This is a genomic window from Halococcus salifodinae DSM 8989 (assembly GCF_000336935.1).
Lineage (GTDB): Archaea > Halobacteriota > Halobacteria > Halobacteriales > Halococcaceae > Halococcus > Halococcus salifodinae.
Genome location: NZ_AOME01000014.1, coordinates 67,006 through 82,990, shown reverse-complemented (window position 1 = coordinate 82,990; position 15,985 = coordinate 67,006). Strand labels below are relative to the sequence as shown.

The 15,985-nt window shown below is 66.3% G+C and carries 18 protein-coding genes; 12 read left to right on the top strand and 6 right to left on the bottom strand.

Annotated elements, in window-relative coordinates; all coding sequences use genetic code 11:
• Positions 1-15 precede the first annotated feature (15 nt).
• Together C450_RS02855 and C450_RS23145 are read left to right on the top strand one after the other, a co-directional pair.
• Positions 16-1,128, top strand: a complete 1,113-nt coding sequence (locus C450_RS02855; RefSeq protein WP_005039767.1) for a 60S ribosomal export protein NMD3 — start codon at positions 16-18, stop codon at positions 1,126-1,128.
• Positions 1,129-1,317: 189 nt separating this feature from the next.
• Positions 1,318-2,991: a Na+/H+ antiporter NhaC family protein gene (locus tag C450_RS23145; RefSeq protein ID WP_005039764.1), complete on the top strand. Its 1,674-nt coding sequence runs from the start codon at positions 1,318-1,320 to the stop codon at positions 2,989-2,991.
• 30 nt (positions 2,992-3,021) lie between these two features.
• Here C450_RS23145 and C450_RS02845 read toward each other — a convergent pair whose 3' ends face one another.
• Complete coding sequence (locus C450_RS02845) at positions 3,022-4,755, bottom strand: ATP-dependent DNA helicase (protein ID WP_005039762.1); 1,734 nt, start codon at positions 4,753-4,755, stop codon at positions 3,022-3,024.
• 38 nt (positions 4,756-4,793) lie between these two features.
• Positions 4,794-5,018 carry a DUF7561 family protein gene (locus C450_RS02840; RefSeq protein ID WP_005039761.1) on the bottom strand — a complete coding sequence of 75 codons (225 nt, stop codon included), beginning with the start codon at positions 5,016-5,018 and terminating at the stop codon, positions 4,794-4,796.
• Between the two features lie 457 nt (positions 5,019-5,475).
• On the opposite strand from C450_RS02840, the gene C450_RS02835 reads away from it, so the two are divergent.
• Together C450_RS02835 and C450_RS02830 are read left to right on the top strand one after the other, a co-directional pair.
• Entirely contained in the window at positions 5,476-6,411 is a 936-nt protein-coding gene (locus tag C450_RS02835; protein ID WP_005039759.1) for an NAD(P)H-binding protein, read from the top strand.
• The gene (locus tag C450_RS02830) at positions 6,408-7,136 is read left to right on the top strand and encodes a DUF7530 family protein (protein WP_005039755.1); all 729 of its coding nucleotides are present in this window, start codon (positions 6,408-6,410) and stop codon (positions 7,134-7,136) included. Before C450_RS02835 ends, C450_RS02830 begins: the two co-directional genes overlap by 4 nt.
• Here C450_RS02830 and C450_RS22220 read toward each other — a convergent pair.
• A complete protein-coding gene (locus C450_RS22220; protein WP_394324902.1) occupies positions 7,123-7,299 on the bottom strand; it encodes a DUF5786 family protein in 177 nt (58 codons plus the stop codon). The two genes, C450_RS02830 and C450_RS22220, sit on opposite strands and share 14 nt — an antisense overlap.
• Positions 7,300-7,412: 113 nt before the next feature.
• Between C450_RS22220 and C450_RS02825 the strand changes: the two genes are divergently transcribed.
• Complete coding sequence (locus tag C450_RS02825) at positions 7,413-8,408, top strand: DUF5784 family protein (protein ID WP_049909800.1); 996 nt, start codon at positions 7,413-7,415, stop codon at positions 8,406-8,408.
• A gap of 19 nt (positions 8,409-8,427) precedes the next feature.
• Here the strand turns inward: C450_RS02825 and C450_RS02820 are convergent, their stop codons facing one another.
• A complete protein-coding gene (locus C450_RS02820) occupies positions 8,428-8,715 on the bottom strand; it encodes a DUF5789 family protein (RefSeq protein ID WP_049909799.1) in 288 nt (95 codons plus the stop codon).
• Positions 8,716-8,838: 123 nt separating this feature from the next.
• On the opposite strand from C450_RS02820, the gene C450_RS02815 reads away from it, so the two are divergent.
• The 5 genes from C450_RS02815 (at position 8,839) to C450_RS02800 (ending at position 11,259) form a co-directional block, all read left to right on the top strand.
• Positions 8,839-9,621 (top strand): PHP domain-containing protein, encoded by a 783-nt coding sequence (locus C450_RS02815; protein ID WP_005039744.1) that lies wholly within the window; start codon positions 8,839-8,841, stop codon positions 9,619-9,621.
• 38 nt (positions 9,622-9,659) lie between these two features.
• The gene (locus tag C450_RS22270; RefSeq protein ID WP_005039741.1) at positions 9,660-9,821 is read left to right on the top strand and encodes a DUF6757 family protein; all 162 of its coding nucleotides are present in this window, start codon (positions 9,660-9,662) and stop codon (positions 9,819-9,821) included.
• A gap of 112 nt (positions 9,822-9,933) precedes the next feature.
• Entirely contained in the window at positions 9,934-10,464 is a 531-nt protein-coding gene (locus tag C450_RS02810; protein ID WP_005039738.1) for a cupin domain-containing protein, read from the top strand.
• A gap of 63 nt (positions 10,465-10,527) precedes the next feature.
• Complete coding sequence (locus tag C450_RS02805; protein WP_241430243.1) at positions 10,528-10,770, top strand: hypothetical protein; 243 nt, start codon at positions 10,528-10,530, stop codon at positions 10,768-10,770.
• Positions 10,771-10,869: 99 nt separating this feature from the next.
• Positions 10,870-11,259: a DCC1-like thiol-disulfide oxidoreductase family protein gene (locus C450_RS02800; protein WP_005039734.1), complete on the top strand. Its 390-nt coding sequence runs from the start codon at positions 10,870-10,872 to the stop codon at positions 11,257-11,259.
• A 21-nt stretch (positions 11,260-11,280) separates the two neighbouring features.
• On the opposite strand, the gene C450_RS02795 is transcribed toward C450_RS02800, so the two are convergent.
• Together C450_RS02795 and C450_RS02790 are read right to left on the bottom strand one after the other, a co-directional pair.
• A complete protein-coding gene (locus C450_RS02795) occupies positions 11,281-12,444 on the bottom strand; it encodes an acyl-CoA dehydrogenase family protein (RefSeq protein ID WP_005039732.1) in 1,164 nt (387 codons plus the stop codon).
• Between the two features lie 40 nt (positions 12,445-12,484).
• The gene (locus C450_RS02790; RefSeq protein ID WP_005039730.1) at positions 12,485-13,198 is read right to left on the bottom strand and encodes a type 1 glutamine amidotransferase; all 714 of its coding nucleotides are present in this window, start codon (positions 13,196-13,198) and stop codon (positions 12,485-12,487) included.
• Positions 13,199-13,364: 166 nt separating this feature from the next.
• Between C450_RS02790 and C450_RS02785 the strand changes: the two genes are divergently transcribed.
• Both C450_RS02785 and C450_RS02780 read left to right on the top strand, forming a co-directional pair.
• Positions 13,365-14,639: an ABC transporter substrate-binding protein gene (locus tag C450_RS02785; protein ID WP_005039728.1), complete on the top strand. Its 1,275-nt coding sequence runs from the start codon at positions 13,365-13,367 to the stop codon at positions 14,637-14,639.
• A complete protein-coding gene (locus tag C450_RS02780) occupies positions 14,636-15,919 on the top strand; it encodes an ABC transporter substrate-binding protein (protein ID WP_005039725.1) in 1,284 nt (427 codons plus the stop codon). The genes C450_RS02785 and C450_RS02780 overlap by 4 nt, the downstream gene beginning before the upstream one ends.
• The last annotated feature ends 66 nt before the right edge of the window (positions 15,920-15,985 follow it).

The window sequence follows — 15,985 nt, the reverse complement described above, 5'->3', positions numbered from 1 at the left end:
GACGTTCCTCGTTCAATGAGCGAATCGCGTCAGTTCTGTCCGCGGTGTGGCGATCCCGTCGAATCGGGGGCGACGGTCGCCGCGGCCGACGGACGCGCACCCATCTGCGAGGACTGTTTCTTCGAGGACTTCGATCTCGTCGACGCGCCCGATCGGATCGAGGTCTTGGTGTGTGCGACCTGCGGGGCGATCCGGCGCGGCAAGCGCTGGGTCGACGTCGACGCACGCGATTACACCGAGGTCGCGATCGACGAGGTGGCCGAAGCCCTCACGATCCACGTCGACGCCGAGGAGTTCGAGTGGCGAGTCGAGCCCGAACAGGTCGACGAGACCACCGTCCGAATGCATTGTCTCCTCTCGGCAAGCGTCCACGACCGCCCGATCCGGACCGAACTCACGATCCCGGTCAAAATCTCGCGGGGCACCTGCACCCGGTGTGGCCGGATCGCGGGCGAGTACTACGCGAGCACGGTCCAGGTCCGCGCCCGCGGACGCACCCCGACCGACCACGAGACCGAGCGCTCGATCGCCATCATCACCGAGTACGTCGACGAACGCGAGGCCGACGGCGACCGCGACGCGTTCGTGACCGAGCTCGACGAAACCGCTGACGGCGTGGACGCCAAACTCTCGACCACCCAGATCGGCCGCGCGGTCGCCGATCGGATCGTCCGCCAGCTCGGCGGCGTGGTCGACGAGTCCGCGACGCTCGTGACGGAAGACGAGGACGGCGACGAGGTGTACCGTGTGACCTACGCCGTCCACCTCCCCGAGTTCACGCCGGGCGACGTCATCGATCCCGACGCCGACGATCCGCTGCTCGTCCGGAGCGTCCGGGGGAACCTGAAGGGCGTCCACGTCACCACCGGCGAGCCCTACGAGGCGGCGTTCGAGGACGGCGAGGCCCCCGACGCCCGCCGGCTCGGGGACCGTGGCGATGCCGAAGAAACCACTCTGGTCGCGATCGAGGACGATCACGCCGTTCAGGTGCTCGATCCCGAGACCTACGCAGCGAAGACGATCCCGCGGCCCGACTATCTCGATCCCGACGCCGACACGGTATCGGTCCTCAAGAGCCGCGCCGGCCTCCACGTCCTGCCCGACGCCGACGCCAGCGAAACCGACTAATTCCTCGGTTCACAACGACACGGTATGACTCGCCAGCAGTGGTTCGCGCTGCTCCTCGTGGTGTTGATGATCTCTTCCACGTTCGTGTCCGTGATCGGGAGCTTCCTCTGAGGACGACAGACGCCCGACGGGACCGCGATCGCCGGCGTCTTGGGTACTTTTTTAGCCCCGCCTCCGATCGTGACTGTCATGCCGCTCGAAAGTATTGCCGCGGGCCCGTGGTCGTTGCTGCCGGCGCTGCTCGCCATCGCGCTCGCGTGGTACACTCGCGACGCGCTCATCGGCCTGTTCGTCGGCATCGCCGGCGGGGCCGTCGTCTACGGTGCCTTCCGCCCCGGCCTCGTCGGGGTTCCGGACGGTCTCGTCGGGGAGCTTCCCGGCACCGTCCTCGGAGGGGTGCTCGGGCCCACGGTGATCCCCGAACTGATCGCCACGTCGGCGCTGTTCGCCGACCCGTGGTACGTCAAAAACGTGCTACTCGCGCTCTTTGCGATCGGTGGATTGATGGGGCTGATGATCCGTTCTGGCGCGATCCGTGGCGTCTTGGAGGCGCTCGCCAGTCGGGTCGACTCGCCCGCCGACGCCGAGAAAGCCTCGTTTCTCGCGGGGATCATCATCCACATCGACGACTACTTCAACTGTTTAGTGGTCGGCTCGATGATGCGCCCCCTCACTGACGAGTACAACGTCTCGCGCGCGAAACTCGCGTACTACGTCGACAGCGCGGGCAGTCCGGCCGCCCGCCTCGCCTTCTACTCGACGTGGGGCGTCGCGCTGGTGGGGTTCATCGGGGCTGGGATCACCGCCGCGGCCCAACAGGACGTCCTCCCGTCGGGGATGTCGAACTACGTTACCCAGTCAGGTGACGGTCTCCAGGCGGCCACCGACGCGATCTGGCCGCTGTTTTTCAACAGCATCGGCTTTGCCTTTTACTCGTGGACCGCGCTCGTCATCGCGGCGCTGGTCGCGTGGCAGGTCATTCCGAACGTCTTCGGGATGGGACGCGAGGAGGAACGCGCCCGCAACGGCGGTGGCGTGGTAGGACCCGACGACGACCCTCTCGTCTCCGACGAGATGTCGAACTACGCGATGTACGAGGGCGCGACCCCCGACTGGCGTAACTTTGCGATCCCGGTCGCGGTCATCGTCGGCGTTGGACTGATGGCGATGTTCTGGCGCGCTTCGCCCGTCGTGAACGCTCCACAGATGTCGACGGCCCTCTCGGTGCTCGGCTACGACCTGATCGTTCCCGCGGGCGGGCCGTGGTCGTTCAACATCGGCGAGATCCGGCTCGGTCTCGCCGCGCTCACGGGATTGGTCGTCGGCTTCCTCCTGTTCCGGGCGCGCGGCGACATCCCCTCGAACGACGACGCGACCGACGCGATGCTCAACGGGTTCAAGGGCATCTTCCTCGCGGCCACGATCCTCACGCTCGCCATCACGATCCAGAACACCGTCACGACTCTCGGGATATCAGGGTTCGTCACCGACTGGTTCCGCGGCGTCCCCGTGGGCCTGATCCCGCTACTCGTCTTTCTCACGACGGGGTTCGTCAGTTTCTCCGACGGGAGCTCGTGGGCGACCTACGGCATCATGTTCCCCATCGCGATCCCGGTGGCGTTCACGACCGGGGCGAACCTCCCGCTGGTGCTCGGCGCGGTGCTCTCAGGGGGTATCTTCGGCGATCACTGTTCGCCGATCTCCGACACCACGGTGCTTTCGTCCTCGACCAGCGGCGCGGATCACATGGTGCACGTCCGGACACAGATCCCCTACGCGTTCATGTGTGCGGCGGTCGCCGGCACGCTCTTTCTCGTGCTCGGTTTCGCCGTTCCGGAGAACTTCTCGCTCCTCCCGTACTGATTCCTCGGGCGCTTCGCTCGATTTCGTTCCTCAGTCCGATCCCCAGACGTCAGCGAGCGGGTGGTCGTCGGGATCGGTCCGTGAGCTTCGTGTTTGCCGGTTCGTGGCGGTGGTACCGTCCCTGCCACCGTTGCCCGCACCGGGGTCGAACGCCGGCAGCTCCGGACGGCTCAGCCGATCGACCTGAGCGGCGAACCAGTCGGGCATCGCGCTGCGCGCCCGGTCGAACAGGTCGAGCAGGCTCGCGTCCGCCAGATACGTCGCGCCGTGATCGTCGGGCGCGCGCACGACCCGGCCGCACGCCTGAATCACGGTCTTGAGCGCCGTTCGGTAGTACCAGTCCCACTGGCCCTCCTCCAGCCGCCGCGCGACCCGCGAGTCGCGAGTGTTCGGGTAGGGGGCTTTGCAGAGCATCTGCCACCGCGCGCGATCGCCCTCCAGGTCGAGCGCCTCCTCCATTTTCACCGAGACGAACAGTTCGGGGTCGTCCGTCGCGAGCCACGTCTCCAACTGGGCGTCCCGGTTCTCGCGGTCATGCGTCCGGATCCGCTCACCGACCCCGAACTCGCGCAATCGATCCACGAGGCGCTCCGCGATGGCGTAGGAGTGAGCGTGGACGATCCCCTTCTCGTCGGCGTGGCGGGTCATGAGCCGGACGACGAGTCGCGCGATCTTCGGGAGGGTTTCGTCGCGGTGCTCGTAGGTCATCTTTCCCTGGGTCACGTCGTACAGCGGCCGATTCTCCACGGGAAACGTGTGCGAGACGTCGACCAGCGCCGCGTCGTCCGGATCGAGTCCCACGCCACGACAGAACCCTTCCTTGTCGAGGATGGTCGCCGACAGCAGCGCGAAGTTGTTGGCTCGATCCCAGACCGTGTGCTGGAGATAGCGTTCGGGATTGAGGGGTTTGATCGTCATCGGCCCACCCTCGCCATCCGTTTGGTCAGCGATCCACGTGCTCGCGCTCCCTGGGTCCCGATAATCCGAGACGAACCAGTCGAGGTTCGAGATGAGTTCTTGCAGTCGGTCGCGTTCGGTGACTTCCGCGATGGTGAGCTCGTCGGCCCCGACGAGCGTGTCTTTCCGGTGGCCACACACTCCCGAGAGCCGCTCGGCGAATCGGGCTGCGGCCTCGGCACCGTCGATGTCGGGGATCGAAAGCTCGTCCCACACCGGCACCGTGTCGGGCCGGAGGTCGATAGTGGCGTACATCTCGGCCCATTCGGCGAGCCCGTGGGCCTCGTCGATCACGGCCACGTCGCGCTGGCCGAACGCGTCCGAGCCGGCGGTCTGCATGAAGTACGCGAGCGTCATCGCCGCGACCTGTCGGTTCGAGGCGATCGTGCGGTCTGAAAAATAGGGGCAGCGATGCTTGATCGAGCAGTCGAAGCCCGTCTCGCGTGCACACGGCGCGCGGTCCACAGGAGTATCGGTTTCGCCGGCGACCAGGCACGTGTAGTTGCGCTTGCCCCGGATGACTTGGAGATCCGAGAGGAGGGGATCGGCCGCCACGTCGTCGAGCTGTGAGACCTGCGGGGTGGTGTAGTACGCGCCGACCGGTTCGGCGGGTGCGGCCTCGTCGGCCTGGCGCGCACACCCCGCGATGGCGCGCGCGAGTAGCGACTTCCCCGAACCCGTGGGGGCGCGCACCAGCACGACATCGTTGCCCGCCGCGAACGCCTCGCGGATCTCGCCGAGGGCTGCCTGCTGGTTCCCCCGGTATGAGGGTGCGGGAAACTCCTCGTTGATCCGGGCGAGGTTCACGTTCAGGGAATCGCCGCCCGGAAGGTAAATCCTCCGGGCTACTCGTCGACCGAGTGCTCGTACTCGTCGAGCGCCGCGACGTCCGCCGCCCGCGCGTCCTCGGGGAGTCGCTCGATACAGTCATAGCAGAGGAGATACTCGGAGCCGTCTTCGAATTCGAGGGTCAGCCCCTCGCTCGCGTCACCGCCGAACGTCCAGAGGTTCGCGATCCCGCCGGCGATCTGCACCGCGCGTCCGCAGCTGTCACACGGCTCGGTAGTCATGGATGGCTGGTGGGTACGCCCGGAGAAAGCCCTTTCTCCAGCCCTCGGCAGTAGCCGGGTCGACGACTGCTAGTTCGTTCGAACCGGGTGCCGATACAAATGAGAACCGCAAGCCACACGCCTCCCGCGCCCACTTTTTTACTTCGTCGGGTGCGCTCGCTTCGCTCGCGCACCGCTCCTCGCAAAAACCTGGACTAAAAACACCCGCTCACTCGCGTTGCTCGTTCGCGGTTCGATTACCGACACCACCACCTCAGCACCGCGCCGCAACAGCCACACACCTCCCCAACCGATTCGCTCAGTCACTCCGTTCCTTCGCTCATCCCTCGCGCGAGTCGGGCGTCTTCGCCGCCCTCCCGCGCGCCACCGCACCAAGACCGGAGACGGCATTCCGACCGATAGCGCCCCGATCTACCGGCGAGCGTGGACTTATACTCCACCGGCCCCTCCCTCGCGTATGCGCGTGCTGGTGACCGGCGCGACGGGGTTCGTCGGGAGTCGCCTCGTTCCGGCGCTGATCGAGGCGGGCCACGACGTCAGGGTGCTCACCCGCGACGCCGACAGCTACGACGGGCCGGCCGACGACGTGTGTGAGGGAGACATCCTCGACGCCGGCACGTTCGAACACGCTCTGGAGGGAATCGACGCCGCGTACTACCTCATCCACTCGATGGAGTCCGGGACCGATTTCGCGGCGCGGGACCGCCGGGCGGCCCACAACTTCCAGCGTGCGGCGAGCGAGGCGGGTATCGATCGCGTGCTCTATCTCGGCGGGTTGGGCGAGACCCGTCAAGGCCTCTCCGAACACCTGATGTCCCGGCGCGAGGTCGAAACCATCCTCGCCGACGGTAGCTACGACCTCACCACGCTCCGAGCTGCGATCATCGTCGGCGAGGGCTCGTCGAGCTTCGCGATGGTCGAACAGCTTGTCCACCGACTCCCCGTCATGATCACGCCGAAGTGGGTCCGTACGGAGTGCCAGCCCATCGCCATCGCGGACGTGATCGCGTACCTCGTGGGCTGTCTCGACGTGCCCGAAACCGCGGGCGACACCTTCGAGATCGGTGGGCCGGAGGTGCTGACCTACCAGGAACTCCTCGAACGCACTGCCGGGATCGCGGATCGCTCGCTGTTCATTTTGCCCGTGCCGGTGCTCTCGCCGAAGCTCTCGGCGTACTGGGTCGATCTCGTCACCGACATCCCGAAAGCGGTCGCCCACCCGCTGATCCTCGGGCTCAAAAACACCGTCGTGGTCGACGACACGCGGATCGAGGAGCTGGTACCGATCGAGCGCACCGACTTCCCGACCGCAGTCGAGCGGGCGCTTGGCCGGCAGGAAGAACCCGCGGCGACCGAACGCGCCGAGCGGGCGCGGGTCGAACCCGAGCGATGAGCCGGCCCACCGACTTCGGTGAGACGTGGACCTACGAGAGCATCGTCGGCGCACTCCCGGGAATCGAGGTCTCGACCACGCTCGCGCTCGCGATCCAACTCGGCGTGTTCGAGGCGGGCGTGGTCGCCCTCGCGTGGTTTTACGACCTCTGGAGCGTCGCGCTCGCGGGCAGCGCCGCGGTGTTCGTCGCCGGCATCGGGTCGATCGAGATGGTGCGGGTCGCGCGGCGCATTCGTACTGTGGAACTCCCCGACGCCTACCGCCGGCTGGTGTTCGGCTCGAACATGGACGTCGTGCTCGCGGTGCTCGCGTTCTGTGCGATGTTGACGTACCTGTTCGTTCCCAACACCGCCAGCGGCCGCGCCCCGCTGCTCGATCGACTGCTCGGTCCCGATCCGCCCGTGCTCGTGGTCTACTTCCTCCTTCTCGTGCTCTGGGACGTCTGCTATCGCATCGGAACGGGCTGGTGGGCGACCGTCACCGCGCTCTGGCGCTCGTATCGCTACGAGTTCGACGCCGACACCGCCCACACCTTTTTTTGGGCCGACGTCGAGACGATCGCGTTCGGCGTCATTCAGCTCCTGCTCGTCCCGTTCGTCCTCGACTATCCAGTCCTGCTCGCGGTGCTCCTCGCACACGTCTCGGCGGTGCTCGTGGTCACGAGCGCGTCGCTCTGGCTGTTGTATTCGAAACGGAGGGCGGTGGAGGACGCTACCGCGACTTGATCTCGCGGAACTGCGCAAGCAGATCGTCCGCATCGCCGACATCGTACTCGACGTCGCCGTCGTACTGGGTCCGATCGTCGTCGTCAGCGGCGTTCGCGCCCACTTCGCTCGTCTTCTCCTCGCGGCGTTGGTGTTCCGCCGCGTCATAGGCACCCATTGACATGGTAAATACACTCGTCGTTTGTCCCTCATGATTATCAATGTATCGCTCACGAAACTGTCATTCGACGGGCGGGGGACCGACACCGCTAACCGCCCGGCCCGCAAACACGACTCGTGGCTGGTCCTCTTCGATTCCGGCGCTCACGCGAGCGGTGGGACGATTCTCGCGTGCGGCGCGATCTCCACGTCCCGCTCGACGAAACCTTCGGCGCGACGCTTTCCTCGGCGTGGTACAAGCCACCCGGCGGCCGCACCGCTCGCCGCCTCGAAATGGACAACGGCGACCGCGCGCTGTTCGTCTGGGGCGAGGACGCCTTCTGGCTCGGTAACACGAAAACTCCGGAAGCGCTCTGGCGCACCGAGAAGTACACCTTCGAGGAAGTTCCCTACCCCGTCGCACGGTGGGCCCAGCGCGAACTCCTCGCCGAACTCGACATGACCGATCCGTGGCTCGCGGCGTACGAACACGTCGCGTGGTTCTTTCTGCCGATCCTCTTCTCGAAGGACGGCCGAGCGAGTTCGCGAGCCTTCTTCGCCGACCACGCCGCGGGCTTTCCGGATGCTGACCCCGAGGACGCACTCGGGTTCTACGAGCGATTTCTCTCCACGGGCGTGTTCGACGATCACCGCTACACCATGGCGGCGAAACTCGGCACCAGCGAGCACGTCGATCGAACGCGAATGAGCGCGACGATGGGCGAGTTCAACGCCGCGAAGCTCCTCACCGACGCCGGCTACGCCCCCATCCCCGAGATCGAGCTCGATTCGGGCTATGCCCTAGATTTCCAGGTGACGACCGACCGCGGCCCCGTTCTGGTCGAGGTCACCCGCCCTGGACGACCCGCCGGCCGGTCCGCGAACACCCCGGCGGCCGCGGTTCGCCAGACCGGTGCGGCGAAGACCGACGACCAGCTCGCCGCCCACCCCGACGCCGTACTCTTTGTGGACTGCTCGTCGTTTCACGACGACGAGTGGGCTGCGCTCGCGGGCGAGCATCCCGGAGTGGGTCACCGGCCGGCGGTCGTCTTCCGCGCACGGCCCGACGGCTCGGTTGCGGGCTACGAGAACGGATCGGTGCCGCTCGAACTCGACGACGCTCTCGGGCGGTAGCGGGAGCCGCTCGCGATCGTCAGAGCGACACCTCGTCGTGGCCGGTCTCGCCGGGTGCGGTCGGATCGCGGTCGGAGTACCCCTTTCGGCCGATCGCCGCGTCGCCGACCGCGCTGTAGGCCACGAGCCGCGCGGCCTCCGCCGATTCGACGGTGTCGGGACCGATCCGTCCCAGCGCGTCACCGAACGTCTCGGTGCCGTTCGGGAGCGAGAGTTCGAGTCCACCGTATGCGTCGATCAGTTCGTCGGTCGTCGCGGGATAGCTGTGGGCGTCGAGCCGATCCTCCACCTCGATCATGCACTGCATGCTCGTTGCGGGGCACGTGAACATCATAAACGTTCTCTACAATCCATTGGATCGAATATTCATTGGTTAAGGACTTTGGACTCGCCCGGAAGAGGCTTGTCGCCGGCGGTGCACGTCCCCGGCATGCCGCCCGTCGCCGACCTCCACGTCCACACGACGAACTCCGACGGGACGATGAGTCTCCACGAGGTCCCCCGCGCGGCCCGCGCGGCCGGCGTCGAGATCGTCGCCATCACCGATCACGAGCGCCTCCACGACGATCTCGACACCCCGACCGACGACCTCGACGGCGTGCCCGTGATCCACGGGATCGAACTCCGGGTCGAGACCGGCGCGGGCCAAGTCGATCTGCTGGGGTATGGCGTCGAGCCGACGCCCGAACTCGCCCGGGAGATCGACCGACTCCAGGCTGATCGGGTCGAACGCGGCCACGCGATCGTCGACTGCGCCGAGGACCGCCTCGGGGCTGATCTCCCGCTCGAACCCGCTGCGGGGATCGGCCGACCCGACATCGCGCGCGCGATCGCCGACGTCACCGAGTACGACTACCAGGGGGCCTTCGAGGAGGTGATCGGCCGGGGCTGTCCGTGTTTCGTCGCCCGGAACCTCCCCGACTTCGAGCGCGGGGCCACCCTCCTCGCCGAGACCTGTGGCCTCGTCTCGCTCGCCCATCCGCTGCGCTACGGTGATCCCGAGACTGCCCTCGAACTCACCGGCTCGGCGTACCTCGACGGCGTCGAGCGCCACTACGAGTACGGTCGGTCGGTCGATCCGGCTCCGGTCGAGCGCGCGATCGAGCGCCACGACCTCGTTCCAACTGGTGGAAGCGACGCCCACGACGACGTGCTCGGTCGTGCAGGGCTCGATCGCGCGGCGTTCGACCGGGTCGCGGAACGTCTCCCCTAACGGAGGATTGAACCTTCGTCGGCTCCGAGGGTCGGGTGATGCAGTGTCACTACTGCGAGGCTGAAGCCGCCGTCGCCGTCGAGAAGAACGCCCTGAAGGTCGGTCTCTGTCGAACACACCTCCGCGAGCGCCTCCAAGAGCTCGCCGACGACGACGCACTCGCCGGGATCGAGGACGAACTCGACATCGATCGATCCTGACGGCACTCGCTGCCTGCCGCTCCCTGCTACCCCGCGATCGCCGACCGCGGGGCGCACCGTCGGTTTTCGTCCGCCCGAGCATCTATCCCCTCGTGGCCACTCGTGTCGAGCGATGCCCGTCGACGAAACCGACCTCGACTGGAGTTCTATCGGCCCCGACGACATCGGCTTCCGGCGCAAACAGCTCGGCGACGCCGATGGCGGCGACCAACTGGGCTGTAGCCTCTACGAGCTCCCTGCCGGCGAGCGCTCGTGGCCGTATCACTACCACACGAAAAACGAGGAGGCGGTGTACGTCCTCGCCGGCTCCGGTCTCCTGCGCCTCGACGACGAGGAGCACTCGCTGTCGGCGGGCACGTACGTCGCGCTCCCGACCGGCGAAGAGCACGCCCACCGGATCGTGAACGACGGCGACGAGACGCTCCGCTATCTCGTGCTGTCGACGATGGACGAGCCCGACGTGGTAGGGTATCCCGATGCGGGTGCGGTCGGGGTGTACGCCGGCTCGCCGCCGGGTGGCGACGAGGACGACCGCGAACTCTCGGGGTTTTTCGACCCCGAGGATCGGCTCGATTTCTGGACCGACGTGGCCGATACGGGATCGATGACGGTGGCAGAGTCGAGCGATCGATCCGAGGACTGACCCGCGTGGCTTGCACCTGACGGCAGTAGCTATAGCCCGTCATCGCTCGTTGTGACAATCGTCATGCTGGGGGATACCTCTGAGATCGATTCGGGGATGGACGTACTGGACAACAACGGCGATGAAGTGGGGACGGTCGCCACCGTCGACGACGACACGGCCTACGTCGACCTCGATCCGAGCCTGGGCGACGAGGTGAAATCGAGCCTCGGGTTCGGCGACACCGACGACGACACCTACGCGCTCCGCGACGAGATGGTCGACACCGTCGACGACGACGGCGTCCACCTCCACGGCGATCACTGACCGGCGCTCGCCCGGTCCCGTAATTTCGCCAGTGGAGGCCCGCCCGCGGATCGCCGCGACGACCGATGTCGTTTTTCGTGACCCGCTCGTGTTCGCGTCATGAGCAGTGCCGACCGATCCGCGCCACGGCTGGTCTACGACGACGACTGTGGCTTTTGCACGTGGTGGGCCGAGTGGGCCGTGCTGAACGGCGAGTTCGAACCCCGCGGCTTTTCGGAACTCTCCGAAACCGAGCGCGAGCGCCTCCCCGAGGACTGGGAGGAGTGTGTCCACCTCCTCACCGACGGCACGGTGTACTCCTGTGGGGCGGCCACCGAGGAGGTCCTCACGCGCACCGACACGGTCCCGCCCGAGATATTCGACTTTCTGAACGGATTCGCCGACTACGAGCAGCGCCGCGAGGACCTCTATCGGACGGTAGCCGACCGGCGCGATCTGTTGGGGAAAGTCGTCAGCGCAGAGCCGCCGGTGGGGCGCAAACGCGACTGATCTCGTTGGTGTTCGCCGGTGCTATTCGAACGCCGCAATCCCGGTCAGATCCTGCCCGAGGATCAGCGAGTGGATGTCGTGAGTCCCCTCGTAGGTGTAGACTGTCTCCATGTTGGCGAGGTGGCGCATCGGCGAGTAGTCGAGGGTGATCCCGTTGCCGCCGAGCATCTCGCGGGCCACTCGCGCCTGATCGCGCGCCATGCTGACGTTGTTGTACTTCGCCATCGAGACCTGCTGGGGGCGGAGGTCGCCGCGCTCTTTCAGGTCGGCGAGGCGGTGTGAGAGGAGCTGGGCGGTCGTGATCTCGGTGGCCATCTCGGCGAGCTTGCCCTGCTGGAGCTGGAAGCTCGCGATCGGCTTGTCGAACTGCTCGCGGTCGGTGGCGTAGTCACGAGCGGTCTCGAAGCAGTCCCGTGCCGCGCCGATCGCGCCCCACGTGATGCCGTACCGGGCCTGGGTGAGACACGACAGCGGCCCCTTCATTCCTGTGACGCCGGGCAGCACCGCCGACTCGGGCACCCGGACGTTCGAAAGCCCGATCTCGCCGGTGACGGAGGCGCGCATCGAGAGCTTCTCGTCGATCTTGTTGGTGCTCACGCCGTCCCGATCGGTCTCGACGAGGAACCCTCGTACTGGTGAGTCCTCGGCCGACGTGTCGCGCGCCCAGACCACCGCAACATCCGCAATGGGGGAGTTCGTGATCCACGTCTTCGATCCCGAGAGCACGTACTCGTCGCCGTCTTTCTCCGCGCGAGTTTCCATTGCCGACGGGTTCGAGCCGTGTTCGGGTTCGGTGAGACCGAAACAGCCGACTTTCTCGCCGGTCCCGAGATCCGCGAGCCACCGCTCCTTCTGCTCGTCGGAGCCGTAGGCGTGGATCGGGTACATCACGAGTGCGCCCTGGACACTCGCCATTGATCGAATTCCCGAGTCGCCCGCCTCCAGCTCCTGCATCAGGAGGCCGTAGGCCGTCTCGGAGACGCCAGGCAGGCCGTATCCCTCCAGGTTCGGGGCGTAAAATCCCAGCTCGCCCATCTCGGTGATGAGTTCTTCGGGGAACGTGCCGTTCTCGAAGTGCTCGCCGATGTCGGGGTTCACTTGCTCCTCGACGAACTCCCGCGCGGTGTCCCGGATCAGCCGCTCTTCCTCGTCGAGATCTGCCTCCAGCCCCACGTAGTCGAGCATACCGCCGCCTCGCGGCGCGCGGCAAAAAACCCTCGTACCCTCAGTCGCCGGCCGCTTCGTCAGTCCGTGCCGTCGATCCCCCGCCGTCGCGCACCTCGCGGACCGAATCGGTGAAATTCTCGAAGAGTGTTTTGGCCTCGCATGCCGCCGCGTAGTTCGCTTCGGTGATCCCGTCGAGCACCCGATCGATGCGCTCGTCGGCGAGGTCCTTGCCCCGAGTGACCTCGCGGGCGGTCGCCGGATCGTACTCGGGGTGGAACTGCACGCCGACCGCGTTGCCGACCCGGAACCCGTGGACGCCGTAGTCGTTTTCGGCGATCTGCTCGGCTCCGGGCGGGAGTTCGGTCACGGTATCGGAGTGGGTGGTGAACACAGTGGCGGGGCTCTCGACGCCCGCGAACAGCGGATCGTCGTCCACCTCGACGTCCCGGTAGCCGATCTCGTAGCTCCCCATGTCCGCGACTTCTCCACCGAGGGCGGCCGCGAGCACTTGGTGGCCGAAACACACTCCCAGAACGGGCATGTCGCGCTCGACGGCCGTCCCGACCCACTCGACGAGAGGATCGATCCACGGCTCGTCCCAGTAGACCGACGCGCGCGATCCGGGAACAACTGCTCCGTCGAACGCGAACGTGTCGGGCACGCCGTCGCGGACCGCGAACTCCGCGAGGTCGGCGTCGAGTTCTCGACGGAAGTTCCGTCGGGTGTTCTCGTTCTCGGACGGATCGAGCAGGGCGATGCGTGGCCGCGTCATCGTTTTCCATTGACTGCTCGTGCCTGTTGTACGTTCCGTTCCTGCACGGAACCGACACGACGCTCGGTGATTCTCGGGTCGTATCCCTCGTTTGCATGTCTCTCCGTTGTCTTTAGGAGCGCCTAAAACCGGAAGGTTTAGTACGATTTAGGGACGCCGAAATCGTATGCAACGACGACGGTTCCTGACGGGTGCGGCGACAGCGAGTGCACTGCTTGCGGGCTGTACCTCCAGTGACGGGGACGGCGATGGGAACAACAGCTCCGCGGGCGGGAACGAGTCGACGACCGCCGCGAACGGGACAAGCACTGCGGCGGCCACCACGACAGCCGGATCGACCGCGACCGCGTCCGGCAACGGGACCGACGCCGGGGCCCAAACGGGCACGGAGAACGGGACCGAAACGGACGGCCAGAGCGGAACCGAGACCGGGAGCTCCTACAGCGTCTCGATCGCGCCGATGGGTGAGGTCACGTTCGACGGCGTTCCCGAGACGTGGGTGGCGAACAACGGGAGCTGGGCGGATATGGGGGCTGCGCTCGGCGTCGCCCCGCCGAAAGCGGTCTGGCTGCCCGAACGCTATCACACCCAGTACTACGACGAGGTTCCGGGGGTTTCGGTCGACAAAAGCGGGATGCAGGCGCTGTCGAGCGACGGCGTGAGCAAGGAGCTGTTCTACGAACTCGACGGCGACGTTCACGTCATCGATCCCAACTTCCTGCTCAACCGGTTCAAGGGATGGAAGCAGTCGGACATCGAGGAACTCCGGACGAACGTCGGTCCCTTCTTCGGCAACAGCAGCTTCTCGCGAGGCTATTCGTGGCACGAGGACTACCAGTACTACACGCTCTACGAGGCGTTCGGCAAGCTCGCCGAGATGTTCCAGCGTGAGGACCGCTACGAGCAGTTCGTGGAACTCCACGACGAGATGCAGTCGAACCTCTCGGAAGTCGTCCCATCGAACGAAAGCGAGCGCCCGAGCGTCGCGATCCTGTGGGCGTCGGGCAACGAACCGGAGGAGTTCAGCCCGTATCTCATCGGTGAGGGGACCAGCTTCAAGCAGTGGCGCGATCTCGGGGTTCGCGACGCGCTCGCCGAAACCGACGTCGGGAACTTCCATGCGAGCCGCTCGGCAGTCGACTTCGAGACCCTCCTCCAGATCGATCCCGAGGTGTTGTTGTTCCGTGGCCACGAGAGCCAGACCGCCGAGGAGTTCCAGAACACCGTGGTGCAGTTCATGAAAAACAACTCGACGGCGAGCGCGCTGACGGCCGTCGAGAACGACGATGTCTACCGCGGTGGCCCGCTGTACCAGGGGCCGATCACGAACTTCGTCACGACCCAGCGCGCCGCAGAGCAGGTCTACCCCGACCGCGTCTCCGGTCCGCTGTACGATCCCGAGCGCATCGCGCCCATCGTCGACGGGAACGGCGAATCGTGACTGACCGCGACGCCATACGGCCGACGCGACGCGCGTATCTCAGAGCCGGTGCGATCGTCGGCGGTGGGCTGCTCGCCGGCTGTGCCGGCCGTTCCGGAAACGCCAACTCGGACACGGAAAACGGCGGTCAGGACGGCGGCAACAGCAGTGTGAACGCCGACAACGCCAGCGGCGGTTCCGCAAGTGACGGAGCGCAGACGAACGCCGACACGAACGCCACTGCCGGCGGCGGCGGGAGCTACACCGCGTCGATGGCTCCGATGGGTGCCGTCGAATTCGATTCCGTACCGCAGAGCGCCTTCGCGATCTTCCCGCAGTACGCCGATATGGCGGTCGCACTCGGTCACGGCGACGCCGTGAATGCGGTCTACGTGCCCGAGATGTCCGGCACGACGATGAATCACTACTACGATCGACTCGACGGCGTCTCCTTCGACTGGCAGGGACTCCCGGACCCGCTGAGCGACGGCCTCGCCAAAGAACAGCTCTACAGCCTCGGTAGCGACGTCCATCTCGCCGACCCCGCACACGCTGCCACCAACGACAACTGGAGCCAGGCCGATGTCGAGGAAGTCGGGGCGAACGTCGCGCCGTGGTTCGGGAACTTCTACAGCGGAACGCACGCCGAGCCACCATCGTCGTACCGTGATTCGTACCAGTACTACGGGCTCTGGGAGCTGTTCGGGAAGGTCGCCCAGGTGTTTCAAGAACGCCAGCGCTACGAGGCGCTCGCGTCCGTCCACCGGGACCTCCGATCGACGATCGAAAAGGGTCTGCCGCCGAAGGACGAGCGCCCGACCGCTGTCCGCGTCACCCTCAGCGAGGGGTCGTTCTACACCTACCATCTCAACAAGCCCGGCTACTGGCTGGCCGACACTCGGCCGCTGGGCGCGAACGACGCGTTCGCGGACGAGGACTGGTCCGATTTGTGGGGGACGGTCGGTTACGAGACCATGCTCGAGGCCGATCCGGACGTGATCCTCCATCTCTGGGGGCTCACGCCGAACCACGACATGGCGGAGATCCGCAGCCAGCTCGCGGACCACTCCGTCGGCAGCCAGCTCTCTGCGGTGCAGAACGATCGGGTGTACCCTGCTGGAATGCGCTATCAGGGCCCCATCATGAACCTCTTCCAGCTCGAAATGGGGGCAAAGCAGCTCTACCCCGAGCAGTTCGGCGAGTGGCCGGAGTACACCGACGGGAACCCCTATCCCGACATCCCCGACGACGAGCAGCTGTTCGACCGCGGTCGCGTGGCGCGTATCGTCACCGGTAACTAGTAATGGCTGCTCGGTGCGTCCTCACCGGAGGGAGACAGCCGAAACGGTTTTGAGCCCTTAGGGAGA